The organism is Pseudomonas peli (assembly GCF_900099645.1).
GTDB lineage: Bacteria > Pseudomonadota > Gammaproteobacteria > Pseudomonadales > Pseudomonadaceae > Aquipseudomonas > Aquipseudomonas peli.
Genome location: NZ_FMTL01000006.1, coordinates 85,828 through 110,962, shown reverse-complemented (window position 1 = coordinate 110,962; position 25,135 = coordinate 85,828). Strand labels below are relative to the sequence as shown.

The 25,135-nt window shown below is 61.5% G+C and carries 28 protein-coding genes; 13 read left to right on the top strand and 15 right to left on the bottom strand.

Going from position 1 to position 25,135, the window contains the following annotated elements; translation table 11 throughout:
- Positions 1-5: 5 nt before the first annotated feature.
- Genes BLO50_RS19955 through mrcB form a run of 3 tightly spaced genes read right to left on the bottom strand, consistent with a single transcriptional unit; the run spans position 6 to position 3,368 of the window.
- Entirely contained in the window at positions 6-335 is a 330-nt protein-coding gene (locus BLO50_RS19955) for a YqcC family protein (protein ID WP_090256031.1), read from the bottom strand.
- Positions 335-1,033 carry a tetratricopeptide repeat protein gene (locus BLO50_RS19950; protein WP_090256030.1) on the bottom strand — a complete coding sequence of 233 codons (699 nt, stop codon included), beginning with the start codon at positions 1,031-1,033 and terminating at the stop codon, positions 335-337. The genes BLO50_RS19955 and BLO50_RS19950 overlap by 1 nt, the downstream gene beginning before the upstream one ends.
- A gap of 16 nt (positions 1,034-1,049) precedes the next feature.
- On the bottom strand, positions 1,050-3,368 hold the full coding sequence (gene mrcB, locus BLO50_RS19945) for a penicillin-binding protein 1B (protein ID WP_090256029.1): 2,319 nt from the start codon (positions 3,366-3,368) through the stop codon (positions 1,050-1,052).
- A gap of 118 nt (positions 3,369-3,486) precedes the next feature.
- Between mrcB and BLO50_RS19940 the strand changes: the two genes are divergently transcribed.
- The 5 genes from BLO50_RS19940 (at position 3,487) to BLO50_RS19920 (ending at position 7,448) form a co-directional block, all read left to right on the top strand.
- A complete protein-coding gene (locus tag BLO50_RS19940; RefSeq protein ID WP_090256028.1) occupies positions 3,487-5,049 on the top strand; it encodes a bifunctional aminoglycoside phosphotransferase/ATP-binding protein in 1,563 nt (520 codons plus the stop codon).
- A gap of 84 nt (positions 5,050-5,133) precedes the next feature.
- The gene (locus tag BLO50_RS19935; RefSeq protein WP_090256027.1) at positions 5,134-5,478 is read left to right on the top strand and encodes a pentapeptide repeat-containing protein; all 345 of its coding nucleotides are present in this window, start codon (positions 5,134-5,136) and stop codon (positions 5,476-5,478) included.
- An 11-nt stretch (positions 5,479-5,489) separates the two neighbouring features.
- Positions 5,490-6,230 carry a class I SAM-dependent methyltransferase gene (locus BLO50_RS19930; RefSeq protein ID WP_244152920.1) on the top strand — a complete coding sequence of 247 codons (741 nt, stop codon included), beginning with the start codon at positions 5,490-5,492 and terminating at the stop codon, positions 6,228-6,230.
- A gap of 38 nt (positions 6,231-6,268) precedes the next feature.
- Positions 6,269-6,541, top strand: a complete 273-nt coding sequence (locus BLO50_RS19925) for a TfoX/Sxy family protein (protein ID WP_090256025.1) — start codon at positions 6,269-6,271, stop codon at positions 6,539-6,541.
- A gap of 106 nt (positions 6,542-6,647) precedes the next feature.
- Positions 6,648-7,448, top strand: a complete 801-nt coding sequence (locus BLO50_RS19920) for a cyclic nucleotide-binding domain-containing protein (RefSeq protein WP_090256024.1) — start codon at positions 6,648-6,650, stop codon at positions 7,446-7,448.
- Positions 7,449-7,724: 276 nt separating this feature from the next.
- Here BLO50_RS19920 and BLO50_RS19915 read toward each other — a convergent pair whose 3' ends face one another.
- The 9 genes from BLO50_RS19915 to BLO50_RS22180 are packed head-to-tail and all read right to left on the bottom strand — an operon-like array spanning position 7,725 to position 14,651.
- Positions 7,725-8,132, bottom strand: coding sequence for a nuclear transport factor 2 family protein (locus BLO50_RS19915; RefSeq protein WP_090256023.1), 408 nt, complete (start codon positions 8,130-8,132; stop codon positions 7,725-7,727).
- Positions 8,133-8,186: 54 nt separating this feature from the next.
- On the bottom strand, positions 8,187-9,068 hold the full coding sequence (locus BLO50_RS19910) for a ChaN family lipoprotein (protein WP_090256022.1): 882 nt from the start codon (positions 9,066-9,068) through the stop codon (positions 8,187-8,189).
- A 10-nt stretch (positions 9,069-9,078) separates the two neighbouring features.
- The gene (locus tag BLO50_RS19905) at positions 9,079-9,846 is read right to left on the bottom strand and encodes a heme ABC transporter ATP-binding protein (RefSeq protein ID WP_090256021.1); all 768 of its coding nucleotides are present in this window, start codon (positions 9,844-9,846) and stop codon (positions 9,079-9,081) included.
- The gene (locus tag BLO50_RS19900) at positions 9,846-10,883 is read right to left on the bottom strand and encodes a FecCD family ABC transporter permease (RefSeq protein WP_090256020.1); all 1,038 of its coding nucleotides are present in this window, start codon (positions 10,881-10,883) and stop codon (positions 9,846-9,848) included. The genes BLO50_RS19905 and BLO50_RS19900 overlap by 1 nt, the downstream gene beginning before the upstream one ends.
- Complete coding sequence (locus BLO50_RS19895; protein WP_090256019.1) at positions 10,880-11,779, bottom strand: heme/hemin ABC transporter substrate-binding protein; 900 nt, start codon at positions 11,777-11,779, stop codon at positions 10,880-10,882. The genes BLO50_RS19900 and BLO50_RS19895 overlap by 4 nt, the downstream gene beginning before the upstream one ends.
- Positions 11,766-12,197: an ExbD/TolR family protein gene (locus BLO50_RS19890; protein ID WP_167354482.1), complete on the bottom strand. Its 432-nt coding sequence runs from the start codon at positions 12,195-12,197 to the stop codon at positions 11,766-11,768. The genes BLO50_RS19895 and BLO50_RS19890 overlap by 14 nt, the downstream gene beginning before the upstream one ends.
- Positions 12,194-12,835 carry a MotA/TolQ/ExbB proton channel family protein gene (locus BLO50_RS19885; RefSeq protein ID WP_167354481.1) on the bottom strand — a complete coding sequence of 214 codons (642 nt, stop codon included), beginning with the start codon at positions 12,833-12,835 and terminating at the stop codon, positions 12,194-12,196. Before BLO50_RS19885 ends, BLO50_RS19890 begins: the two co-directional genes overlap by 4 nt.
- 1 nt (position 12,836) lies before the next feature.
- Positions 12,837-13,907, bottom strand: a complete 1,071-nt coding sequence (locus BLO50_RS19880) for a hemin-degrading factor (protein WP_090256017.1) — start codon at positions 13,905-13,907, stop codon at positions 12,837-12,839.
- Positions 13,908-13,928: 21 nt separating this feature from the next.
- Complete coding sequence (locus tag BLO50_RS22180; protein ID WP_090256016.1) at positions 13,929-14,651, bottom strand: energy transducer TonB; 723 nt, start codon at positions 14,649-14,651, stop codon at positions 13,929-13,931.
- Positions 14,652-14,781: 130 nt separating this feature from the next.
- Here BLO50_RS22180 and BLO50_RS19870 point away from each other — a divergent pair, with 130 nt between their 5' ends.
- On the top strand, positions 14,782-16,995 hold the full coding sequence (locus BLO50_RS19870) for a TonB-dependent hemoglobin/transferrin/lactoferrin family receptor (protein WP_090256015.1): 2,214 nt from the start codon (positions 14,782-14,784) through the stop codon (positions 16,993-16,995).
- Between the two features lie 126 nt (positions 16,996-17,121).
- Entirely contained in the window at positions 17,122-17,448 is a 327-nt protein-coding gene (locus BLO50_RS19865; RefSeq protein WP_090256014.1) for a Rieske (2Fe-2S) protein, read from the top strand.
- A 140-nt stretch (positions 17,449-17,588) separates the two neighbouring features.
- Here the strand turns inward: BLO50_RS19865 and BLO50_RS19860 are convergent, their stop codons facing one another.
- Positions 17,589-18,479, bottom strand: coding sequence for an esterase/lipase family protein (locus tag BLO50_RS19860; RefSeq protein WP_090256013.1), 891 nt, complete (start codon positions 18,477-18,479; stop codon positions 17,589-17,591).
- Positions 18,480-18,600: 121 nt separating this feature from the next.
- Here BLO50_RS19860 and BLO50_RS19855 point away from each other — a divergent pair, with 121 nt between their 5' ends.
- Positions 18,601-19,338: a class I SAM-dependent methyltransferase gene (locus BLO50_RS19855; RefSeq protein WP_244152919.1), complete on the top strand. Its 738-nt coding sequence runs from the start codon at positions 18,601-18,603 to the stop codon at positions 19,336-19,338.
- Here the strand turns inward: BLO50_RS19855 and BLO50_RS19850 are convergent.
- Both BLO50_RS19850 and BLO50_RS19845 read right to left on the bottom strand, forming a co-directional pair.
- A complete protein-coding gene (locus tag BLO50_RS19850; protein ID WP_090256012.1) occupies positions 19,319-20,407 on the bottom strand; it encodes a fatty acid desaturase family protein in 1,089 nt (362 codons plus the stop codon). The two genes, BLO50_RS19855 and BLO50_RS19850, sit on opposite strands and share 20 nt — an antisense overlap.
- A 17-nt stretch (positions 20,408-20,424) precedes the next feature.
- Positions 20,425-21,540 carry a ferredoxin reductase gene (locus BLO50_RS19845; RefSeq protein ID WP_090256011.1) on the bottom strand — a complete coding sequence of 372 codons (1,116 nt, stop codon included), beginning with the start codon at positions 21,538-21,540 and terminating at the stop codon, positions 20,425-20,427.
- 207 nt (positions 21,541-21,747) lie between these two features.
- Here BLO50_RS19845 and BLO50_RS19840 point away from each other — a divergent pair, with 207 nt between their 5' ends.
- The 5 genes from BLO50_RS19840 (at position 21,748) to BLO50_RS19820 (ending at position 25,054) form a co-directional block, all read left to right on the top strand.
- A complete protein-coding gene (locus tag BLO50_RS19840) occupies positions 21,748-22,338 on the top strand; it encodes a TetR family transcriptional regulator (protein ID WP_090256045.1) in 591 nt (196 codons plus the stop codon).
- Between the two features lie 164 nt (positions 22,339-22,502).
- A complete protein-coding gene (gene ureE, locus BLO50_RS19835) occupies positions 22,503-23,003 on the top strand; it encodes an urease accessory protein UreE (protein WP_090256010.1) in 501 nt (166 codons plus the stop codon).
- On the top strand, positions 23,000-23,674 hold the full coding sequence (locus BLO50_RS19830; RefSeq protein ID WP_090256009.1) for an urease accessory protein UreF: 675 nt from the start codon (positions 23,000-23,002) through the stop codon (positions 23,672-23,674). Before ureE ends, BLO50_RS19830 begins: the two co-directional genes overlap by 4 nt.
- Positions 23,675-23,693: 19 nt before the next feature.
- Positions 23,694-24,308, top strand: a complete 615-nt coding sequence (gene ureG / locus BLO50_RS19825) for an urease accessory protein UreG (protein WP_090256008.1) — start codon at positions 23,694-23,696, stop codon at positions 24,306-24,308.
- 173 nt (positions 24,309-24,481) lie between these two features.
- Positions 24,482-25,054: a HupE/UreJ family protein gene (locus BLO50_RS19820; protein ID WP_090256007.1), complete on the top strand. Its 573-nt coding sequence runs from the start codon at positions 24,482-24,484 to the stop codon at positions 25,052-25,054.
- The last annotated feature ends 81 nt before the right edge of the window (positions 25,055-25,135 follow it).

Genomic DNA, 25,135 nt, shown 5'->3' with positions numbered 1-25,135 from the left:
GCGACTCAGGTCGCGCCAACAATCAACTGATCGAACTCACCCAGCAGCTTGATCAGTTCTCTGGCCTTTTTGGCCTGGCCACCAAACACCTGCTCGGCCATCGGCTGAATTCCGGAAACACGGGGCAATGCGGCCCCCGCCTCCACCATTTGCTTCATTCTCGGTAAGAATATCCACTGCAGCCACTGCTCGAACGCCAGCGTGTCGACACAAAATGGCTCCTGACTGGACAGCGCCTGCGCGCTGGGCGCCTGCGCGTCCCACCAACCCTGCACGCGCAACTCTCGCTCAATGAGCAACAGCTGCTCCGCTACCGCAAGCACACGCGCATCCATTAGAGATTAACTCGCGCCTGCTCACGGGCCTGCGCAGCCCCGGCAGCATCGCCTTGACGCTCGCGCGCTTGAGCAATCAGGTTCCACAGGCTGGCCTGCAACGCCGGACGGCCGCTGGCATAGCTCAGACCGCGACGGGCGAATTGCTCGGCCTGCGCAGCATCACCTTGAGCCAAGCGCACCTCGGCGAGTTTGTAGAGCACCTGCGGCTCACGTGGCGCAATGCGCTGAGCGCGCTCCAGGCTGGAAGCGGCACCGTTCAGATCGCCACCGCCCTGCTGTTGCTGGGCAGTCGTCAACAAGGCCAGAACCGGCCCGTCCAGCTGCTCATCCATGGCCAAACCACCACTTGGAATGCCACTGGGCGCAGGGGCGACATAGCCACCTTGAGTCGTAGCAGGCGCCGAAGCACTCCAAGGCTGCGAAGTTGTGCCGTTGTCCAACGGTGCATTGGTCGCCGGGAACGACTGAATCGGCGCAGAACTCCCACCACCACCTGGCACCATCACGACCACGCCGGAGTCTTCCGGCAGGGCCTGAGGCTGTGTAACTGGGGCGCCATAGCTGCCAGGCGTACCTGACTGCGCGCCGGCGACCGCAGTGCCACCTTCAACGACCGGAATAGAGCCACGCGGCACACTGCTGCAACCCGCCAGTACCAGCGAAACCGTTACAGCTGGAATCAACCACTTATTCACGTCACACCCTCTTCGCTTAATCCAACCAGCCGCGTACCCAATCCATCACTTCATTGACCGGCGCCTGAATACCACAGGCCGGCCCGGCGACAGGCTGGCTGCCGCGAATATACGGCATCTGTACTGCATTCGGACAACTCGGGTCCGTTCCTTGGCCGCTGCTCGCATCCACCCAGGCCAACACCACGTTGTCCGGTACAGGCATATCCAGCGGCAACGGATCGGCCTGACGCATAAAGTCCGTCCACACCTGCAGCGCACCGGTCGCACCGGTCAGCGGTGTCGGGCCATTGTCATCACGCCCCAACCAAACCACGGCCAGGACATCCTGGCTGAAGCCGGCAAACCAACTGTCACGGGAGTCGTTACTGGTGCCGGTCTTGCCGGCGAGTGCCAACGAACGCGGCAGTTGGCTGTAGACCGAGCTCCCAGTGCCTTCTGACATCGTGCGTTGCATGGCGTTCTGCAGCAGATAAATGGCACCGCTGTCGAAGCGCTGCTGAATCTGATACGGGTAGCGTTTGAGGGGTTCACCCTCAGCGGTCAACACCGCACGAATACCGCGCAACGGCGTATTGAAGCCGCCATTGGCCAAGGTCTGGTACATGCTCGCCACGCTCATTGGGCTCAACCCGCCAGCGCCCAGCAGCATCGACGGATAGGCCGGCCATTCCTGCTCAACACCTAAACGGTTCAGCGTCTTCAGCACTTCCGGCACGCCGATTTCCAGCCCCAACTTGGCGGTCGACAGGTTGTAGGAGTTCACCAAGCCCTGGTACAGGTAAATGGTGCCATGGGCCTTGCGGTCATAGTTCTGTGGGCGCCACACCTGACCGTCCTGACCCTTGATCGAGAAGGGCTGATCTTCAAGCAAACTGGTCAGAGTGTATTGGCTCGGCCGCTCCAGCGCGGTCAGGTAGATGGCTGGCTTGATCAGCGAGCCAATTGGCCGCACCGCATCCAGAGCACGGTTGAAGCCAGCAAAGCGTGGCTGACGGCTACCAATAACGGCCTGCACCTCACCACTTTCTGGGCTGGTCACCACCATGCCCGCTTCCACCTGATCAACCCCTTTGCGCCCAGACAAGCGCTTCAGCGTGCCGGCCAACGCACTTTCGGCTTTCAGCTGCATGATCGGATCGAAGCTGGTGAAAATGCGCAGACCTTCTTCAGTGAGGTCCTGCTCCTGGTAATCCTCGCGCAACTGGCGTTTGACCAGGTCAAGGAAAGCTGGGAACGAGCTGTCTGCCAAACTACCGCGCCGCGTGATGCCCAACGGTTTCTGCTTCGCGGCATCCACTTCTTCAACACTGGCGACACCCTGTGCGGCCAGTACATCAAGCACCAGATTGCGCCGTTCCAGCGCCCGCTCCGGGTTGCGCCGCGGGTTGTAGTAGGTTGGCCCTTTGACCATACCGACCAGCAGTGCGACTTGATCAAGTTTCAACTCGGAGAGAGGCTGACTAAAGAAGTATTGGCTGGCCAAGCCAAAACCGTGCACTGCACGCTGGCCATCTTGGCCAAGGAAAACCTCGTTGAGGTAAGCCTCAAGGATGTCCTTCTTGTCGTAATGCAACTCCAGCAACACCGCCATCATGGCTTCGGTAGCCTTGCGGACCAGAGTGCGCTCGTTAGTCAGGTAGAAGTTCTTTACCAACTGCTGAGTCAGGGTACTACCCCCCTGACGCAGCTGACCGGCAGTGGCGTTGATCCACACGGCGCGGGCAATGCCTTTGGGCGACACGCCGAAATGATTGAAGAACTCACGGTCTTCAATCGCCACAAGGGTTTCCACCAGATACGGCGGCACCTGCTCCAGCTTGATCAGCACGCGGTCTTCCTGGTGCGCCGGATACAGCCCGCCAATCAGCAACGGTTCAAGCCGGGCTACTGCCAGGTTGCCGCCCCCGGCCTGCGTCAGGCCCGCGACATAGTCACCGGAGAAGCGCACGCGCACGCGCTGCGAAGGCTCAGTGCTTTCATAAAATTGAAAACCGCGTGAATGCAGCTCGATATTGTTGCCTGCCACCGACACACCGCCGGGGCCGGCTACCGCGCTTTCACGGCGATAGCCCAAGGCATCCAGCTCCTTGAGGAAGTCATCCTTGGCCAGTTTCTGCCCAACGAACAACTCCAGCGGCCTGGCATAGACCTTGGCGGGCACAGTCCAGCGCTTGCCGGAGAACTTCTCCTGCACCACAGCATCGAGATAAACCGCAAACACGGCGAGCACCACCAAACCAACCAGACCGAGCTTGATAGCCCAGCCCAACCAGGGGCGCATACCGCCGGAACGGCGTTTAGAACGGGGACGGGAAGATCGGGTACGAGTCATGGCGCGGCATTATACGCACTTTGCCCGCTTGCCAGCAGGCCAGCTCAGCGGTTTGCAGACTGGCGTTGAGCGGCCATAATGGCCGCCTCTTATATCAGCACAACGCCAAGGATCGCCCGTGAGCCAAGCTCTGATCACCGCACTGCAGAACCCGGCCCTCTACCCTCATCCTGTAGAGCAGTTCCAGGTCATCGAAACCCATATTTCCTGGGTGGTGCTCACCGGCCCCTTTGCCTACAAGCTCAAGAAACCGGTGAATTTCGGCTTTCTCGACTTCACCGAGCTGAGCGCACGCGAACACTTCTGCAAGGAAGAGCTGCGCCTCAACCAACGCCTAACCCAGGGTCTTTACCTGGAAGTACTGCCGATCAGCGGCAGCGTCGATGCACCGCAATTTGGCAGCGACGGTCCTGTTATCGAATACGCGCTGAAAATGCGTCAATTCCCACAAAGCCAGCTACTCAGTGAGGTGCAGGCGCGTGGTGAACTGAGCGAAGCGCATATCGATGCCCTGGCCAAACAGATTGCCGACTTCCACGGTTCGACCCCAGCCGTCGCAGCCAGCCATACGCTATGTACCCCTGAAGCAATCGTCGCTCCCATGCGGCAGAACTTCGAACAGATCCGTCCAATGCTCAGCGACGCAGCCGACCTGCAGCAATTGGAAGCTCTTGAAGCCTGGACCGAAGCTAACTGCGCGCGCCTTGAACCGCTGCTGGCCGCACGCGCGGCCAATGGCTCGATTCGCGAATGCCACGGCGACATCCATCTGGGTAATGCCACGCTGCTGGACGATCAGGTGGTGCTGTTCGACTGCATTGAATTCAACGAACCGTTCCGTCTGATCGACATCGCCTCGGACGCCGCTTTTCTCGCGATGGACTTGGAAGACCGGGGCCTCAAGGCCCATGCCTGGCGCTTCGTCAATGCCTGGCTGGAGCACACCGGTGATTACGCCGCTCTGGAGCTGCTGAATTTCTACAAAGCCTATCGCGCCCTGGTACGCGCCAAGGTTGCGTTGTTTAGCCTGGCCCATCAGACCGATGCCGTGCAAAAGGCCGTGACCCTGCGCCAGTACCGCAACTACGCCAACCTGGCAGAAAGTTACAGCGCCATCCCATCAAGCTTCCTGGCCATTACCCACGGTGTTTCCGCTGTCGGCAAAAGCCATGTGGCCATGCGTCTGGTTGAAGCGCTCGGAGCTGTTCGCCTGCGTTCGGATGTGGAACGCAAACGCCTGTTCGGTGAACAGAAAGATACCGACCTCGGCAAGCTCAGCGCCGGCATCTATACCCAAGACGCCAGTGCCGCCACCTACCAACGCCTGCACCAGCTCGCCGAAGCCGCATTGCGCGCTGGTTTTCCGGTCGTGATCGACGCCACTTACCTGAAGCACGCACAGCGCGACGCGGCGGGCCAGGTAGCAGAGAACTGCGGCGCGCCTTTTCTTATTCTGGAATGCCACGCCCCAGATGAAGTAATTGCCAGTTGGCTGGAGCAACGCAACGCCGCCGGCAACGACCCGTCCGACGCCACCATGGACGTTGTAAAGGCCCAACACGCCAGCCGCGAAGCACTGAGTGAGCATGAGCTGCTGCACAGCAAGCGCGTCGACACCCACGAAAGCGCCAGCCTGGATACCCTGATCGCACGTATTCGTCAGCGCTTGCCGGGCGTTTAATCAGTTCAGGGAAACGCATCCGCGGCGCGAGCAGAGCGCGCCGCGACTTCTATACTGAGGATAACCCTCATATGGAGATGCCCCATGAGTCAGCCCAGACAACTGGATAACCCGTTGTATGCCCTGATCCACAATGAAAAAATCTCAGCCTTCAATGCGCAGAAGCCCAAGGATGTCATCGTCGACCTGAGCGACGGTGATTTTCGCGGGCTTGACCTACGCGCCCTAGACGCACAGGGCATCAACTTCACCAACGCTTACTTCCGCGGCGCCGATTTACGCGGCCTGGACCTGCGCGACGCTCAACTGCAAGGTGCCAGCCTGGCCCACGCGCAGATTTCTGGCGCTTACTTCCCAGTCGAACTGACAGCTGACGAGATTCTGATGTCGGTTAATTTCGGCACCCGTCTGCGCTATAACACCCGGTGAGGGGCAACGACGTGAGCCAACTGTTCGGTGCCCGAGCAGATGCTTACGCCAGTTTTCGCCCGCACTATCCAGCCAGTCTGTTTTCCTGGCTGGCCGCGCAATGCGCCTCACACCAACGGGCACAGGACATTGCGTGCGGCAGCGGGCAGGCCAGTCGCCCACTGCGACAGCATTTCAAGCAGGTGCTGGCCAGTGATGCCAGCCTTAAACAAGTGGTAGCCGGCAAGAATTACGCGGGGGTGCAACGGTTCGTCGCCGAAGCGCATGCGCAACCGCTGCCTAATCACAGCCTGGACCTGATCGTGGTAGCGCAGGCACTGCACTGGTTCGCCACTCCAGCGTTCTTCAGCGAAGTGCGTCGCCTGCTCAGGCCTGGCGGCGTGTTCTGTGCGTGGTGTTACAGCCTGATGCGCATTGACGATGAGCTGGACGCACTGATCGACGATCTTTACTGGAATACCCTCGGCGGCTATTGGCCTGCAGGCCGCGCCAGTGTGGATGTCGGCTACAGCGATATCGACAATCCCTTTACCCCATGCACTCCGCCGACCTCGGCGATCGAAAGCAGCTGGACGCTGGAACACCTGCTGGGCTACCTGCGTACCTGGTCGGCGGTTCAGCGCTATGAGCAGGAAAATGCTACGGACCCGGTGTCCCAATTACTGCCCGAGCTGCAGCAAATCTGGGGTGATGCCAAACAGCCACGCTTTGTCCGCTGGCCGCTACACTTTCTGGCAGGTACGCCAAACTGACTCCACCGCACAACGGCTCAACGGCGCAAGGAGGCTTGATGAACGATGAACTGCAACATTTGAAGAACCTCGGCAAAACCTCAGCTCAGTGGTTACACGCAGTCGGTATCCACAGCGCGAATGACCTGCGGCGGCTAGGGGCCGTCAGCGCCTACCGGGCAGTTCGCGCAAGGGGCTTCAGGGCATCTAAAGTGCTGTTGTATGCGATTGAAGGCGCACTGCTGGATGTGCACTGGAACGAACTGCCACCTGGGCATAAAGCCGAACTCAATGGCCAGCTCAATGAAAGTTCACCCCACAACAAGAGCTAGCTCACAACCTCTCAGGCTTTTGATTTACCTGAAGCGCGCTGGCAACTATTGTTTTAGGGACGTTCGTGCGGTTTAGTATGCCCAGCCAGTTCAAGGATATTCGCTCATGTATTTACTCGGGGAGCAACCGGCTTACGCCGATCAGCTGATCAACCGACTACAAAGCATCCCCACTCAATTGCTCGATGGGCTTGCACCTGCTGGATCGCCACTACAGCTTGAACGCGCAGAAGACCTGGCCAAGATGCTGCCGGGCAATCAGTTATTCATCATTGAAAATGGCCTGTTGCATGCCGTGGTCGATGAGCGTCCGCTGTTTTATCTGCAGGAAGGCGACCTGGTAGGCTTGCGCCAAGGCTTGGACATGCCCAGCTGCCGCTACAGCAGTGAAGAACAGCTGAGTCTGATTCCCTATTCACGCAGCGACGTGTTCAAACACATCTATGCCAGCGAACAGCGCCAGGAACTGTTTATCCAGTACCTGATCGGCCATACCGCCCTGCTTTCCGATGCCCTGGCGCGCTTGAAACAGCCAGAAATTCGCCCCTCCACCGGCTTCCAGCATTTCGCTGCGGGTGAAGAGCTGATCCATCAGGGCGACGTCGCCGACAACGTCTTTATCATCATCGAAGGCCATGCCGAGGCCTACGTCGACGGGCACAAGGTCGGTGACGTGCAGAAGGATGAAATCTTCGGCGCCATGGCGGTGTTCACCCGCGAGAAGCGCAGCGCCACGGTGCTGGCCAGCGAGCCATGCACCGTGATGGTCATTCCCAAAGAGCAGTTCCTCAGCCTGATGCAGAGCAACCCGCGCATTGCCCACAGCCTGATCGAGAGCATGGCCAAACGCATCGACCTACTGAACAAGGAAGTCACCCAGCTGCGCCTGCCAGCCGAAGTGTCCTGAAACCCGCTTGCAGCCTAAACAACCCGACCTTGTGTCGGGTTGTTTGTTTATGGGCCGAGCAGGTAGTTGGCAGGCAAATAAAAAAGTTTACTTAAGGGTGTTGACTTGAAAATGAGAATTGTTATTATTACCGCAACTGATCGCGAGATCAGCCGATAAGCTTAAGAGACCTTCAGTCGGCCTCTTCAGATTATCTCCTCATCAGGCTAATCACGGTTATTGACCCGGCTCTTGCCGGGTCTTTTTTTGCCTATCGAAAAGTACGCTTAGCAGCCTTTAGAAATCGACCTGTGCCAACCATTCCGGCAGATTGAAATGCTGGCTTACGCGGCAGATCTTGCCGTCGCGAATCTCGAAGAAACTCGCTGCCGTCAGCTGATAGCTCTGGCCACAGGCGTCCGGCAGGCCATCATCAGTGCTCAGGTATTCGCCGCTCAGGGTGAACTCACAAGCGGCGCGCTGCCCGCTTGGCTCGGTGAGGATTTGCAGGTTATCGATGCTTTCGCGGTAGCAGCGCTGGGTGCGCTCCAAATAGTCGGCAAAGGCTTTTATTCCCTGCTCGCGCGGGCCCTGGTTGATGTCCAGCAACACATCGTCGCTGAGCAGGGCCAGGCAGGCACGGCTGTCGCGTTCGTTGAGGGCGTTGAAGTAGCGGGTAAGCAGGGCGTGGGCAGCGGCTGGCATCAGCAGTCTCCGGTGAAAACCGCAGACTACCTGCTCAGCCGCAGGCAAATCGGGCTAGGGTCGCAGTTTTGCGCAGTGGTCCTGCTCAGGTTGCGCTGGCGTGTACCAGACGTAATCGGCCGACTCAGCGTCAACCTGGCTGCCGACCTCCGCAAGAATCAGCACTTGCACACCTTCAGCTGCCCCTAAATCCTGCAGATACAGCGGCACACCCAACTCACGGCGCACATGGAAGGCGCCAGCAAACAGCAGGCTTGGCGCCGGCGCAGCCAGCAGGGCTTCGGCCATACGCCGGTCACGCTGTTGCTGCACGGCGAGCATGGCGGGCAACTGACTTTCCGGCAGCAGGTTGCAATGCGACTCCCGAATCTGCTTGAACAGCGCCTCGCGCACCGGCTGCGCCGTGGATGCCGGACCTCGCAGTTGTGGGACCTGGGCGTAAATCTGCATGACTTCGCGGCGCTCGAGGTTGGCCGCCAGCAGCGGATAAGGCTGACGCAGGGCATGCTGCACCAACGGCCCGTACAGCGACCAAGCCCAGCCTGGCTGCCAGTTCAAAGCACTCAAGATGTCCTGCGGCGCCTGCCCTGCCGCGATAGCAGCGCGTACCTGATCGACCTTGACCTGTTGATCAGGGGTCAGCATTTCCAGCAGCAGACTGCCTTGCGGCCGCTGCGCTGCCAGTGCCCGCAACAGCCAGAGCTGCAGCGCATGGTGATCGGGATTGTCATGCCGCTCGCCGACCAGCACTTTGGGTGCCGCGGCCAAGCGCGTCAGCAGTTGCTCAGGCGTCAGCCGCGCGCCAGTACGCAGCTCAACAATCTGCCCAAGCTCAGGATGTTGTAATCCTTCCGGGCTTTGCCAGGCGGGTAAAGCCGGTAACGAGGTCTGACAGGCACTCAACAGCGCGGCAGCCAGCAATAACGCAATACGCATAAACAAGACCTTAACGAGCAACAATTAAAGGATGACCCCGTTCTGGATGCCGCTGCACCAGCACTTCAAGACCGAATACGGCTTGAAGCGGTTCGGCACGCAGCACGTCCTCAGGGCTACCGAGCGCATGAGGGCGGCCACGTTCCAGCAGCAACAGGCGGTCGCAGTAACGCGCGGCCAGGTTGAGATCGTGAAGAATCACCAGCACGGCTGCGCCCTGCTCGACGAAAGCGCGAGCGGCCTGCAGCGTGGTGTGCTGATGCAGTGGATCGAGCATCGAGGTAGGTTCATCGAGCAGCAGCATCTGCCCTTCCCCACCGGGCCAGAGCTGCGCCAGCACACGCGCCAGGTGCACACGTTGGCGCTCGCCGCCGGATAACGCCAGGTAACTGCGTCCGGCCAAATGCAAGGCATCGGCCGCTTCCAACGCCTGCTTGATGATCTGTGCATCACGCAGGCGGCCGCTGGCATGGGGTAAACGGCCCATGCCGACCACTTCTTCCACGCGAAAGGCAAAATTCAGCGTCGAGGTCTGCGGCAATACCGCCAAACGTTGCGCACGCTCGCTGCCGGGCCAGTCCTGTAAACGCCGTTGATCCAGCCAGACATCGCCGTGGCTCGGCTGCAGCTCGCCACACAAAGCACCGAGCAAGGTGCTCTTGCCGGCGCCATTGGGCCCAAGCACGCCGAGCACTTCACCCGGACGCAGTTCCAGGTTGATATCCGCTAACACCGTGCACGGGCCGCGCTGTACCGCCAGATTTTCCGCGCGCAGCATCAGGTACGCCCTCGCAACAACAGATAAAGAAAGAACGGCGCACCAATCAGCGCCGTGACAATACCAATCGGCAATTCGGCCGGCGCCAGCACCAGCCGTGCGGCCAGATCAGCCAGCAGCAGCAGGCTGGCACCCGCCAACGCTGACGCTGGCAACAGCACGCGATGATCCGGCCCCACAAGCAGACGCACCAGATGCGGCACCACCAGGCCGATAAAGCCAATCATCCCCGCCGCCGCCACCGCTGCACCGACGCCCAAGGCGGTGCAGAACACCAGCTCAGCCTTGATCCGCTCAACAGCAAAACCCAGATGACGCGCTTCGGACTCGCCCAGCAGCAGGGCATTCAGGGCCTTGGCCCGTCGTGGCAACCACAGCGCCACGGCGGCCGTGACCAACAGCAGCGGCCACAGACGTGCGTAGCTGGCGCCATTCAGGCTGCCCAGGTTCCAGAACGTCAGGGTGCGCAAGGTGGCGTCATCGGCCAGGTAGGTGAACAGGCCGATGGCCGCGCCGGCCAATGCGGTCAGCGCAATACCAGCCAGCAACATGGTCGCCACATTGGTTTCGCCGTCACGCCGGCCCAGACGATAGACCAGCGCCGTCACTCCAAGGCCGCCGATAAAGGCGAACAACGACAACAGATAAGGTGCAAAGGCTTCCGGCAAACCGCCAAGGGCAGCGCCGCCGACAATCGCAATCGACGCGCCGAGCGCCGCACCGCTAGATACGCCGATCAGGCCCGGGTCAGCCAGCGGGTTACGAAACAGCCCTTGCATCGCCACCCCGCACAACGCCAGCACCGCGCCGACCAGCAACCCGAGCAGGGTGCGCGGCAGACGAATCTGCCCGAGTATCAATTCAGCCTGGGCCAGATCATCACCCGGTTGCGCCAGGCCAAGCAGGCGCAGAGCTGCCTTGAGAGTATCGAGCAGCGGCAGGCTGACCGGCCCCAGCGCCAGGGATAACCAGAGCGCGAGCGCCAGCAACAGGCCCAGTGCGATAAACAGTGAGCGCGGTCGAATAACAGGATTCATAGCGTGGGCTTAGCTTCGGCGACCAGGGGTTGGCTGGCAGGATAAAAGGCTGCGGACAAGGCCGCCAGCCCATCCGGTAAACGCGGGCCAAGGCCACCGACCAGCAGCGTCGGGTCAAGCATCAACAAACGCTGATCACGTGCCGCCCGGGTCGCCGCCAGCGCCGGGTTCTGCTGCAGCAATGCCTCACGCGCGGCGTCACCGGACAGGCTGCGGTCGGCGATGATCACCACCTCGGGATCAAGCGCCAGCAGGGCTTCGGTGGACAGTGCCTTGTAACCGCTATGGCTGGCCAGATTGCGCCCACCGGCACGCTCGATCAGCCAATCGGCCGAAGTGTCCTTGCCGCCCGCCATCGGGCTACCACCGGCATGCCCGAGCAACAGCAACACCCCCGGAGCCGCTTGCTGACGCTGCGCAGTCACCAGCCAGTCGGCCTGCTGCTGCAAGCGCTGCTGATAGGCCGCAAAGGCCTGATCAGCACGCTGCGGCTCACCTAACAGAGTGCCGATGCGCTGCAGGCTGGCCTGCAAACTGCTCAGATCCGCCTTGGATGAGAGCATTTCCACCAACACCCCGGCGCCGCGCAATTGCGCCAGCACCGGCGGCGGGCCCATCTCTTCACTGCCAATCAACATATCCGGGCGCAGCGTCAACATGCCCTCGGCCGCCAGCTGGCGCTGATAACCGATGCTCGGCAGTGCGCGCAGCGATTCTGGATGCTGACTGGTGCTGTCCACCCCGACCAGACGGCTTTCGCCACCCAACGCCACCACCCACTCGCTGAGCGAGCCGCCGGAACTGATCCAGCGTTGCGGCAACGGCTCGGCGGCCATCGCCGAGGCACAGGACAACAGGCTCGCGCCCAGGGCGAACAAAGTATTAAGGCGTTTCATGGTTGGCCTCTAGAAGAATGCGACTGTCTTGAATGCCCTGCTGCTGCAGCAAGGCCATCAGATCGAGAAATGCCGATAGCGGTGCCTGACGATCCAGCGCCAGGTCCAGACCTACCGTGTTGTCGGCGACAAAGGCTGCAGTCAGTTCAGTGCGCAGCCTGTTGAAATCCGCATGCTGCACGCCGTTAAAGCGCCAAGCACCTTCGGCTGAGAGCTGTATTTGCATGCGTTCGCCACTGCCGGCATTCGCTGTTGGCAGCGCCTCGCGGCTCTGCGGCAACTGCAAAGGCAGCTCCAGCAGTGGCGTTTGCGCGGTCAGCAGAAAGAACACCAGCACGATAAAAATCACATCGAGCAGCGGTGTCAGATCGGGCAACAGATTGCCCTGAGAATTGCTGGCAGCCGGCAGGCGGATCACGACAACACCCACTGCGCGGCTGGCTGATGACTCGGCAGTTCCAGCTCCAGACCATCCAATGCCAGCTGACAACGATTGAGTAACGCTTGCACGCCCTCCAGATAACGCTCGGCCCACAAGGCAAAGCCCTGCCCTGCCGCCAGCGCCGGTATGGCGATCAGCAAGCCCCACACCGTGGTGTACAGCGCCTGCCACAATCCATCGGCGAGCAGCGCAGGGGTGACCGGGCGGTTCTGCCCGGCGATATTGGCAAACATCTCAAGCATGCCCAGCACTGTGCCGAGCAGCCCGAGCATGGGCGCCAGCATGCCGATCAGCTGCAGCAAGCGCAGTTGTCGGTTGAGACGCTGACGCTCTTCCAGCAACCAGCAGCCGAGCAGCTCTTCGCGCTGCACCGCCGGCAAGGCGCTATGTTTTAGCAACAACGCCAGGCCATAGCGCCAACCACGCGCGCGACCTTTGCAGTGCTCACGTTCACAGGTGCGGCAGGCGCTGACAGCCGCACGCCCGGCGGCAGTGCTCAGCGGCTGCAAACGCAGAAATACGCTAAGGCGCTCCAGAATCAGTGCCAGCGCCAGCAGCGAACACAGCGCCAGCGGCCAGCCCAGCGGCCCCATCGCACTCCACCACTGGCTCATCTCAGCACTCCAGCGCTGGCGCGCTTTCGGCCAGGGCGCGCCAGTCTTCGCGCTCTGGGACGCCCGGTTTGCGCGCGCCAAACAGCTGCACCACCAGCTCGCCATTGGCATCGAAGGCTTCCCAGCTGGTAATCACGCCATCGGTGCTGGGCTTGCGTACCCGCCACAGCTCGGTCACGCCAGTGGTCTGCAAGTGCAGATTGAACTCGGGATCGAGCACGTTGAACCAGGTGTCCATCCAGCGCAGGTTGCGCACCGGGCCGGAGTGAATCTGGATGCAGTGGCGATTGCCGACAAACACCATGATCGGCACTTCACGCGCCCCAGCCTGCTCCAACAGTTTGGGCAGTTCGTGCACGTCCAGCGGCTCGGCCCACTCACTCCCGGCCAGGCGCAGGGCCTGGGTGCGTGTAGTGCCGTGCTTTTTCAGCAGGGCGAAGAAATGGTGAGTGTCCTTGAGGGTCGACCAACCCACGCGCAGAGCATTCGCATCTATCTGGGCATCGGCTTGCGCGGGCTGCACCTGGGGCCGCGGCATCAGTTCCAACTCGGTGCTCTGCTCAGCCATGCGGAAACGTTCCACCAGTGGCGCCCAGGCACTTAGCTGGCTGTCTTCGGTGAGAAACACCTTGTGCACCGCAATGCCTTGGCGGTCGAACACCTGAATGCTGCGCTGGGTGCCTTTGCTGGTCTGCTCTTCGATGGCAAACACACTGGCCCAGCCGCCTAGGAACAGGCGCAGGTCGATATCGGCCGACACCACCAGGCCCATCTGGCCATTACCGGTCACAGTCACTTCACGGTAATAGCCTTTGCGCTCATGCACGCAATGCTCGTTGCGGGTCAGCGCCATCACATAGCCCAGCTCACCCAGTGCCGGCAGCAATTGCGCCCAGTCCGGCTGCAAGCGCACGGCATCGACATCGAGGCGGCTGGCCACCAGTTCGGCCTCGCTGACGGCCAGACGCTCGGCGGCATCCCGAGCGCGCAGGCGTGGCTGCTCGCTGCGCAGCACCTGCCAGGCCAGATACAGATCATTACTGGGCGCGACGGATTGGGCGTGTGTACTCATGGAAAGCTCCTCACTGATTAATCAACGGCTCGCCGTCAAGGCGAACTGAATAGGGATCTGTACACGGCTAGGCACAGCCTGACCGCCGGTGGTTTCGGGGCGAAAGCGCCACTTGGCAACTGCCTCCAGAGCGGCGCGATCAAGACTCTCTACGCCCGAAGAGCGCAGTACATTCAGGCTGCGTTGCTGGCCGCGCTCATCCAGACGCACCTCGACCAGCACCACACCCTGCTGATTACGCCGCCGCGCCTGGGACGGGTAATTCGGCTGGCGGGGCGGCTCGCTGAAACTCGGTTTGCGGCTAAGCACTTCAGCGACCGGCTTTGTGGCAACCGGCTTGGCAGGCGCGGCTTGAGCCGCTGCACGCACCGCAGCCGACTGACGGGTTGCCTCGGCTGGCTGCGCTTGCACCGGCTGGTTTTGAGTTGGCTGTGCCGCTACCACTGGCTTTGCCTTGGCCACTGGCGCCTGCACGACAGGCTTAGGTGCCGGGGACTTTCTAGGCACGACCGCCTGGCGTTGCGGTTGCGGTTGCGGTTGCGGTTGCGGTTGCGGTTGCGGTTGCACAGGCAGCTTGGCCGGCGCGGGCTCGGCCTGTTGCAGCACGGCAGCTAGGCGTAATACCTGGGGCGCTTCGCGGGTTTGCACCGCACTCAACGTAGGCGGTTGCGCCTCGCCATGCAGCAGCCAGCCGGCGGTATGCAGCGCCAGCGACAGCAGCAGAAACAGCGACAAACGCAACATGCGATTACCCAGTCAAATCGAATTAAATCTATTTGATAATTATTTGCATTCGCATGTCAATGTCGTTTAGGTTTGCCGCCGATGCCAACCCGGTGGTCACAGAAACCACCCGTACGATCCTGGAGTCCCCATGCACAGAAGTCCTCCATTCGCCCGCCGCCCCTGGCTTGCCCTGCTGTTACTCAGCCCATCGCTGACCCTTGGCGCCGAGAAAGCGCCGAACCAGTTCGATACCGTGACCGTCACGGCAACCCGCACCGAACAGACCCTCGACCAAGTGCCGAGCACAGTGTCGGTACAGACCGAACGCGATATCGATCAGAAGAACGTGAAGAACATTCAGGACCTGGTGCGCTATGAGCCAGGCGTGACCGTAGGCGGCACCGGGAGCCGCTTCGGCCTGGCGGGATTCACCATCCGCGGCATTGGTGGTAACCGCGTGCTGACCCAGGTGGACGGTGTACCGACCCCTGATGCCTTCACCTTCGGCCCCTTCCTCGATGCGCGGCGCAACTACGTCGACCCGGATACCGTGAAGCAGGTGGAAATCATCCGCGGCCCCGCCAGTTCGCTATACGGCAGCGACGCAATTGGCGGCGCGGTGAGCTTCCTGACCAAGGATGCAGGCGACTATCTGGATGAAGGTGACGACGTCTACGCGCGCCTCAAGACCGGTTACAACGGCGCCGACGACAGCTGGATGCGCAGCACTACCCTGGCCGCACGCAAAGGTCAGTTCGATGGCCTATTGCACCTCGGCCGTCGCGATGGCCAGGCTCAGGACACCTATGGCGGTCGTGGCGGCATCGGTGCCGCACGCGAGCAAGCCAACCCGCAGGATTACCGCGCCGACAACCTGCTGACTAAGCTCGGCTGGAACTACAACGACAGCGACCGTCTGCAGCTGACCTACGAAACCCTCGAAGACAGCGCAGATACCCAGGTGCTCAACGAATACAGCACGACCGCCACCGTGCGCACCTCCGATGCAACTGACACCACCGACCGCCAGCGCGTCAGCCTGCAACACCAGTTCGAGCTGGGCAGCGTCATCGCCGACCGCGCTGAATGGCAGCTGAGCTATCAGGACAGTCAGATCCGCCAACGCACCGAGCAAACGCGTTTCAGCGCTGGCAACCTGCGCGAGCGTATGCGCGACTCCACTTACGAAGAGAAGCTGTGGGCGTTCAATACCAAGTTCGACAAGCTGTTCGAAACCGGCAGCGCCAAGCACCAACTGATCTATGGTTTCGACGTCAAACGCCTGGACAGTAGCGACCTGCGCCGCGGCCGCGAAGTCTTCGCCAGCAATGGTTTGCCGGTGCCGGCTATTCCTGGAGATGAAACCTTTCCCCTGAGCGACTTCCCCGACCCGACGTCCACCGAGTACGCACTGTTCGCCCAGGACAATATCGAGATTGGTCGCTGGACCCTGTTGCCGGGCTTGCGCTACGACCACTACGAGATGAAGCCGGACGTGACTCAGGAATACCTGAACAGCAAACCGGTCAACAGCAATCCCTCGGATTACAAAGACGATGCAATCTCGCCCAAGTTTGGGGTGACCTACCAGCTCGATGACGCTCACAGCGTTTACGGCCAGTACGCCGCTGGCTTCCGCGCGCCCAATGCCGTGGATATCTTCGGTGAGTTCATCAACTTTGCCCGCGGCTACCAGACCATCGCCAACCCCGACCTCAAGGCCGAAACCAGCGACAGCTACGAGCTCGGCCTGCGTGGTAAATACAGCGCAGGCAGCTTCGGCCTGGCGCTGTTCTACAACCGCTACGACGACTTTATTGAGCAGGTCACCCTGGCCAATGATCCGACGGGCAACGGCCGCATGACCTTCCAGTACCAGAACCTGGATCGCGTCACCATCCGCGGTGCAGAAGCCAAAGGCGAGTTGTTCCTCAACAGCGTTGGCCTGCCGGACGGCACCCGTCTGCGCGGCTCGATTGCTTATGCACGCGGCAAGGACGAAGCCAGCGGCCAGCCGATCAACAGTGTTGATCCGCTAAAAGCAGTGTTCGGTCTCGGCTATGACGCCCCGAGCGGTCAGTTCGGCGGCGAGTTGGCCTGGACTCTGGTGGCGGCCAAGGAGCGTGTCGACGAAACCCAGATCGCCAACCAGTACGAACCCTCCGGCTACGGCCTGCTCGACCTGACGGGCTACTGGCAGGCAACTGAGCAGTTCTCGGTCAATGCCGGCCTGTACAACCTGGGCGACAAGCAATACTGGCAATGGGGCGATGTCCGCAGCCTCACCGAAAACAGCGCCAGCCTAGGCCGCTATACCCAGCCGGGCCGCCATGCCGCCGTCAATCTGGTCTGGGAAATCTAACCCAGCAACACGTCTACCGCGCTATCAACTAGCCGCAAAAAAGAGTTCCACTTGGCGCAAGGATGCGCCCTCCTCTTTCACTTCCACGCCAGGGCGGCATAATGCCGGCCTGTCGGGGAGGTTCCTATGTTGCGTTTGTGTGCACCGGATGAAGTGGCCGAAGGCCGGAGCCGGGGCTTTGAGATAGCGGGAGAGAAGCTGTTTGCCGTGCGCAAGGACGGCCAGCTGTATGCCTATCGCAATCGCTGCCCGCACCGTGGCATCCCACTGGAATGGCTGCCCGACCAGTTTCTCGATCACAGCTCCAGCATGATCCAGTGCGCCACCCACGGCGCACTGTTTCTGATCGAGTCCGGCGAATGCGTCGCCGGCCCCTGCGCAGGGCAATCGCTGCAGATACTGGCAGTTCGTGAAGATGATCAGGGCATCTGGGTTGATCTTAACGACGCCTAAGAGCTCTTAGTGTCGCAATAAGGTCAACTATCGCCGACCTGTAGGAGCACGCCATGCGTGCGAATCGCCGGCATGGCCGGCTCCTACAACCCGATGGCTAACGGCAACTCACTCCACGACAAATGATCTGTGACGCGACACTAGAGTCCTGCGGCCTGCAGCCGTTGCGCGTGCTCAACAAACAATTTGACCGGCTCGGCGCCTTTGCCGACCAGGCCAAAGGTCTGATTGATGATGTCGAAGTGATCCAGCGGGTACTGATCACCAATCACCGAGCCCAGGTGTGAGCTGTAGCGCCCGACCATGCCATCGCATTGCCCAGGCTCGCGCTGAAAGGTTTTGGCAAACATCCGGCAGGCGACATTCGGTCCGTCGAAGCGGTTACCGCCTTTATCGGTGATCCCCGGCTGAATGGTGCCGGACCAGGAGTAGTAGCGCACGCCGTTGACCTCGGCTGCGCCCTCACCGCCCCAGACTTCAGGCAGACCCTGCGGATACTGCGCATTGAATGCAGCCACGCCGTCGCTGGTCAGTGATTGCTGCGCTGCTGCCACATCCATCGGCAATGGTTCACCTTTGTAGCCGCGCTCCAGCCAGGCCATGCAGCGGGCCACGCCACGCAGCAGACGCGCCAACAGACGCTCGCGCCAGCTGCCGTGCGGGGCTTTGCGTTTGAGAAAATCCGCCAGTTCCGAGCCATGGTTAGGCCCGGCCACCGAGGTAACGGACGCCACCCACTCGGGCTTTAGCGCAGCCGCGTAGCGCGCCGTCAGGGCGCCCTGGCTATGGCCGATCAGATGGACCTTTTCTGCGCCGGTCTCTTGCAACACATCGGCGATGCGCAACAGCAGTTGCTCGCCGCGCACCTCGGTGGAATGCACCGAAGACACCAGCACCGGGAAGACTTTTGCACCGATGCGGCGCAGCGCCGTGACGATGCCGTACCAGTAGGGATAACCGAGCAGGCTGATAAAGCCGAGCAAACCTGGCACCAGAACCAGGGGATAACGGGGTGCAGAAGATGTCGACATAGCAAACCATCCTTGTGTCATACCGCCGAGAAAGAAAGTGCAGAACCACGAAGCATGCCAATGCCGCTCGTGGGAAAAGTGGGCCGCCTGACATATAGTCCCGGCTTCTCTTTGCGCTGCCATGACCATGCATACCATCGAACGGATTTACCCGAAGGATCTCAACCCGCTCAACCCGGATGACCAGGCCAGCCTGCAGATTCATATGCAGCGCTATGAGTTCGCCGCCGAGCATCTCAGCGGCCAGCGCGTGCTGGATATGGCCTGCGGCTGCGGCTACGGCACAGCCCTACTGGCCGAGCGCAACCCGGACAAGCAGGTTACCGGCGTGGACATTGACCCGTCGGCCATTGCCTACGCCCGCGAGCATTACCAGCTGTCCAACCTGCGTTATGAATGCGCCGATGCCGAACAATTCAGCAGCGACCTGGGCTTCGATTGCATCGTCAGCCTGGAAACCATCGAGCATCTGCCACGCCCGCACGTGCTGCTGGCCAACTATGCACGTTTATTGGCCGAGGGCGGCAAGGTCATCGCTTCGGTGCCGATCACTCCAACCCTGGACGGCAACCCCCACCACCTGCATGACTTCAGCAAACGCAGCTTTTATGCACTGTTCCGCCAGCAAGGGCTGCATGCCCGCCAGCACTTGGAACAGATTCAGTGGTGGCAGTTCAAAGGCTTGTTCTCGAAGCAGGTCGATCAACAGAAACAGCACCGCTCCGAAGGCGTCGGCAATGCTGTGCTGCTGTACTACCGCAAGCGCCCGCTGTACCTGTTCAGCCGGCTGTATTCGATGCTGCGCTATGGCTTTAGCAACCGGTATATGACTTGCGTGTTTACACGCCAGCCGGCATAGCCTCGGCAGGGCGCCGGCGGTAAATCCAGATCCGCCTCAGCACAGTCGAAAACTGGCTCCACAAACTGCCGTTGTTATAAACCTGGCCGTAACGCTCGGCGATCTCCCGTACTTCCACGGCCAACGCCGCATAGCGCCGTGCCGGCAGATCAGGAAACAGGTGGTGTTCGATCTGGTGGCTAAGGTTGCCGGTGAGGATATGAAACAGCGGCCCGCCGTTGAGGTTGCTGGAGCCGCGTAGCTGACGCAGATACCAGTGGCCACGGCTCTCACCGACCACCGACTCCTTGCTGAACACGGCCGCCTGCTCGGTAAAGTGACCGCAGAAGATCACCGTGAAGGTCCACAGATTGCGGATCAGGTTGGCCAGCACATTACCGGCGAGCACTGCCATGGCATTAGCGCCGACCAGCAGCGCCAGCAGTGGGAAGAACAGGTAATCCTTGCCCCACTGACGCAGTATTTTGGCGTTGAACTGTTTGATCAGCGGGCGCACTTCGGCCTTACTCAGCTTGCCCTTGTAGACCTTGTCCAGACGCAGGTGCTGGATCGCCACCGAGTACTGAAACAACAGCGCCTGAATCGTCACCCACAGCGGCTGCCAACGGTAGAACGGCTTCCAGCGCTGCTCGGGAAACAGCCGCACCACGCCATAGCCCACGTCATCGTCCATGCCCAGCACATTGGTCCAGGTGTGGTGCACATGGTTGTGGGTGTGCCGCCAGAAGTCACTCGGGCCGGCGATATCCCACTCGTAGCTGCGACCGGCAAACTCCGGGTCATTCATCCAGTCGTACTGGCCGTGCATGACGTTATGCCCTAGCTCCATATTCTCCAGAATCTTGCCCAGCCCCAGCAGCAGGGTGCCGAGCAGCCAGCTTGGCGGAAACCAACCGAGCATCAACAGGCCACGTCCGCTCCAGCAACAGAACCGCACCGCTGCGCGAATCCGGCGGATATAGCGTGCATCCGCCTCGCCCAGATCGGCCAGGGTGCGCTGACGCAGGGCGTCCAGCTCGCTGCCGAAGGCGTTCATTTCATCCAGGGAGAGTTCGCGATCACGACGCATGGGGATTCCCTCGCAAGTTAAAGATCAATGTCGACATCGCTGTGGGGCGCGCTGACGCACAAACGAATGGGTTGTCCGGGCTCGCTAAACAGTGCCCCGCTGCGCAGATCGCGCACCGTGCCGCTGAGCAACGTGCAAGTGCAGCTGGCACAGATGCCCTGGCGACAACCATGGGCCGGCTTAAGGCCATGGGCTTCGGCCTGTTCCAGCAAGCTGAGCTGATTATTGGCGGTCGCCTGCTGATGGCTGCGGGCAAACCCCAAGCGCACTTCGCGTAGGCTGACATCGGCGCGCAGCACGGGCGCAGTGAAGGCCTCAACCTGCAGCGCGCCAGGCAATTTGGCGGCCTGCCACCACTGCTGCACCTGGCCGACAAAACCCGCCGGGCCGCAGGCCAGAACGCGGCGCTGATCCAACTGCGCAACATCGGCCAGATGCTTATCCGTAAAACGCCCAACTGATCCTTCCGCTCCAACTCCGGCAGCGGTCAGTGACCAACGTACCTGCAGGTTGCTGTGCTGCGCCTGCAGGGCCTGCAATTCGGCAACAAAACCGCGCTGGCCCTGCTCCCGCACGTAATGCAGCAGCGTGATCGGCGCACTGAAGCCCTGCGCCAGCGCGGTACGCAGCAGGCCCAGCAACGGCGTGATGCCACTGCCTGCCGCCAACAACAACACCCCCTCGTGCGCCTCTGGCCAACTCAATTCGCCATACACAGGCCCCAGTTCCAGCACATCACCCACCGCCAGGTGTTCCAGTAAATAGGGTGACACCCGGCCGCCGGCCTGATGCTTGATGGCGATCTGCACGCAGCCATTCGGCTGCACCGCCGTCAGGCTGTAGCTGCGGCTCAGGCGCACGCCATTGCGTTCAAGGAACAGCTGCAGGTGCTGACCCGGCTGCGCGCCGCACCAGTTACCGTTGGCCTGCAGGGTCAGTTCAAGCATGTCATCCGCCACCCACTGGCGCTGAACGACCCGGGCGAATACCCGGTTCAAGCGCAGCGCCGGGTGCAGCAGTTTCAGCCCAGCATCGACATCGCTTTCGCGCAACCAGCCCTGCGCCGCCAGCACCCGTAAGGGCGCAAGCAAGCGCGTACAGCCGCGCACCCACGCAAAAGGGATCAGGGTCATGACAGACTCCAGTGAACATTTGTTCACTAGACTGGCAGAATCACAAGCACTCAGTCAACACTCGTACACTCAAAGTCGTACACGCTGCGGTTCGACGCCTGCAACACCGCTTTGTTAGAGTGCAGCGCTGAACGCCATGCCGAGCCTCGAAGTTTGAAACCACTACAACCGCGCGCCGAACAAAAACTGCAAACCCGCCACGCCCTGATGGACGCCGCCCGCAGCCTGATGGACAGCGGCCGTGGCTTTGGCAGCTTGAGTCTGCGTGAAGTCGCGCGCTGCGCCGGGATTGTGCCTACCGGGTTCTACCGGCACTTTGACGACATGGATGCCCTCGGCCTGGCCTTGGTGGCCGAAGTGGGCGAAACCTTCCGCGAAACCATTCGCCAGGTACGCCACCACGAATTCGAGCTGGGCGGCGTGATTGATGCCTCGGTGCGGATTTTCCTCGATGCCGTGGCGGCCAACCGCTCACAGTTTCTGTTTCTCGCCCGTGAACAGTACGGTGGCTCGTTGCCGGTGCGCCTGGCCGTAGGCGCTTTGCGTGAACGTATCACCGCTGACCTGGTGGCGGATCTGGCGCTGATGCCCAAGCTGCAGCACTTCGATACGCCAGCACAGAACGTGCTGGCAGACCTGGTGGTCAAGACCGTATTCGCCACCCTGCCCGAACTGATCGATCCGCCCGCCCGCGCCCTACCACGGCATGCCACCCCCGAAGCGAAGATGATCGAGCAGCTGCGCTTTATCTTTATCGGTGCCAAGCACTGGCAAGGCCTGGGCCAGCACAACGACTAAACGCACCACAACTGCGCACACAATTCGTGCGCGCACCAAAGCGCAGCCATCAATGCCCAATACTTAGGCACGACACCCGCCGCACAGCCCGCATCATGCGGCCAGGCAGCAGCTTGGCAAGGCACTTGCTCTATAACCGGTATTGACCTGCCGGAAACTGCCCCATGTTGGTGATTCACCGCCGTATTGCCGCCCAGCCCAACTGGGACGCCGAACTCGAACTGAGCTTCGAGGCCCGCAGCAAAAGCCGCCTGCGCTGCTTCAGCCGCACCGGCGAGGATGTCGGCCTATTCCTCGAACGCGGCCAGCCGGCGCTGCACGATGGCGAATACCTGCAAGCCGAAGACGGCCGCATCGTGCGCGTGCTCGCCCGCCCCGAGCCGCTGCTGCACGTCACCTGCGCCAACCCTTTCGAACTGATGCGCGCCGCCTATCACCTGGGTAACCGCCACGTGGCCCTGCAACTCGGTGATGGCTGGTTGCGCCTGCCGGATGACTACGTGCTCAAGGCCATGCTCGAGCAGCTCGGCGCCACGGTGCAGCTGATCGAAGCGCCCTACCAACCCGAGCAAGGCGCTTACGGCGGCGGCCATCACCACTCCCATGCTGGCGATGCCGAATTCAGCTATGCACCACGCTTGCATCAATTCGGTGCGCGCAAGTGAATAACGCCTGGCAGCTACTGCGGCTGGCCAGCCCGCAGCTGCCGATCGGTGGTTACAGCTATTCCCAGGGCCTGGAAATGGCCGTGGAACAGGGTCGGGTCGATAGCGCCGAGAGCGCCCAGCGCTGGATTGCCGATCAGCTGCTGCTCAATCTCGCGCGCTTCGAGGCACCGCTGCTGCTCGCCCATTGCCAGGCTGCTGCCAGCGAGGACTGGGCCCAGCTGCGCCACATCGCCGAGCAACAACGCGCCAGCCGCGAAACCCGCGAGCTGCGCCTGGAAAGCCGGCAGATGGGTTACTCCCTGCAGCAGTTGCTCAGCGGTCTGCCGGAACTGGACTCGCCAGCGCAGCAACTATTCAACGAACTTGAAGAACCCGGCCTGGCCGTCGGCTGGGCACTGGCAGCCCGCGCCTGGCAGATAGCGCCAGAAGATGCCCTGGCGGCCTGGCTCTGGGGCTGGCTGGAAAACCAGCTGGCGGTGCTGATGAAAACCCTACCGCTGGGTCAACAAGCCGCCCAGCGTTTGACCTCAGAGCTGCTGCCGATGCTCGACCAGGCGCAGCGCCACGCCAGTGAACTACAACCCGAACACTGGGGCAGCGCCGCCTTCGGCCTGGCCCTGGCGAGCATGGCGCACGAGCGTCAGTACAGCCGTTTATTCCGTTCTTGATGATAAGGAAGACTTGAAGATGAACAGCCAACCCCTGCGTGTCGGCATCGGTGGCCCGGTCGGCTCCGGCAAGACCGCCCTGACCCTGGCCCTGTGCCTGGCCCTGCGCGAGCGCTACAACCTGGCGGTGGTGACCAACGACATCTACACCCAGGAAGACGCGCAGTTTCTGGTGCGTAACGAAGCTCTGGTGCCGGAGCGGATCATCGGCGTGGAAACCGGCGGTTGCCCGCACACCGCCATCCGCGAAGACGCCTCGATCAACCTGGAAGCAGTCGACCAGCTCAACCGGCGCTTTCCGGGCCTGGACCTGATCATCGTCGAGTCCGGCGGCGACAACCTCTCGGCCACCTTCAGTCCGGAGCTGTCGGACCTGACCATCTACGTGATCGACGTATCTGCCGGCGACAAGCTGCCGCGCAAAGGCGGTCCAGGCATCTGCAAATCCGACCTGCTGGTGATCAACAAGGTCGACCTGGCACCACTGGTCGGCGCCTCACTGGAGGTGATGGAGCGCGACACCCTGAAGATGCGTGGCGACAAGCCGTTTGTCTTCAGCAACCAGAAGATCGGCCAGGGGCTTGATCAGATCATCGCCTTTATCGAACAGCACGGCATGCTCAACGCAGCCTGAGAACCTGCTTACGATCTGCTGCGCGTCGGCCATTCGGCGTTAAAAACAGCCTCGGAATGCTCATTTACAGCTCGTAAATTCCGCTTCCTCGGCTGTTTTTGCCTTGACTGGCTCTAGCTCGCGAGATCGTAAACAGGTTCTAAGTACAACCCATTCAGTCAAGGAGACACCCCATGAACCTGCGTAAATCCCTGTTCGCCCTCGCCCTGTTTCTCAGCCCCGCAGTGGCCTTCGCCCACGCTGGCCACGATCACTCCGGGCTAATGGCCGGCCTGGCGCACCCGGTATTCGGCCTCGACCACCTGCTGGCGATGCTCGCCGTCGGCCTATGGGCTGCGCAGCAATCCGGCGCGGCGCGCTGGGCGCTGCCGCTGACCTTTGTTGGCACGATGTTGATCGGCGGCCTGCTGGGCTTTAACGGCTTGCAGATTCCGCTGATGGAAACCGGTATCGCCGCGTCAGTGCTGGCGTTTGGTCTTCTAGTCGCCGTGGCCATCCGCCTGCCAATGGTTATTTCCATCGCCCTGACTGCACTGTTCGCCCTGACCCACGGCGTGGCCCACGGCCTGGAGCTGCCGGCGCTGGCCAGCCCATGGGGCTATGCCGCCGGTTTCGTGGTCGCAACCGCCGCTCTGCACGCCAGCGGCTACGCCCTGGTGCGCCTGCTGCCCCAGGCCGCTGCACCGGTGGTGCGCATACTCGGCGCGGCTTCGGCAGTCACCGGTGCCTGGCTGCTGGCCGGCTAAGTGACTGGCTCGGGTGGACGGCCAGCGTCCACCCGCATCCGCCACGCCAACAACCCCTGACCGCAAAGGTCGCTAGGCTGG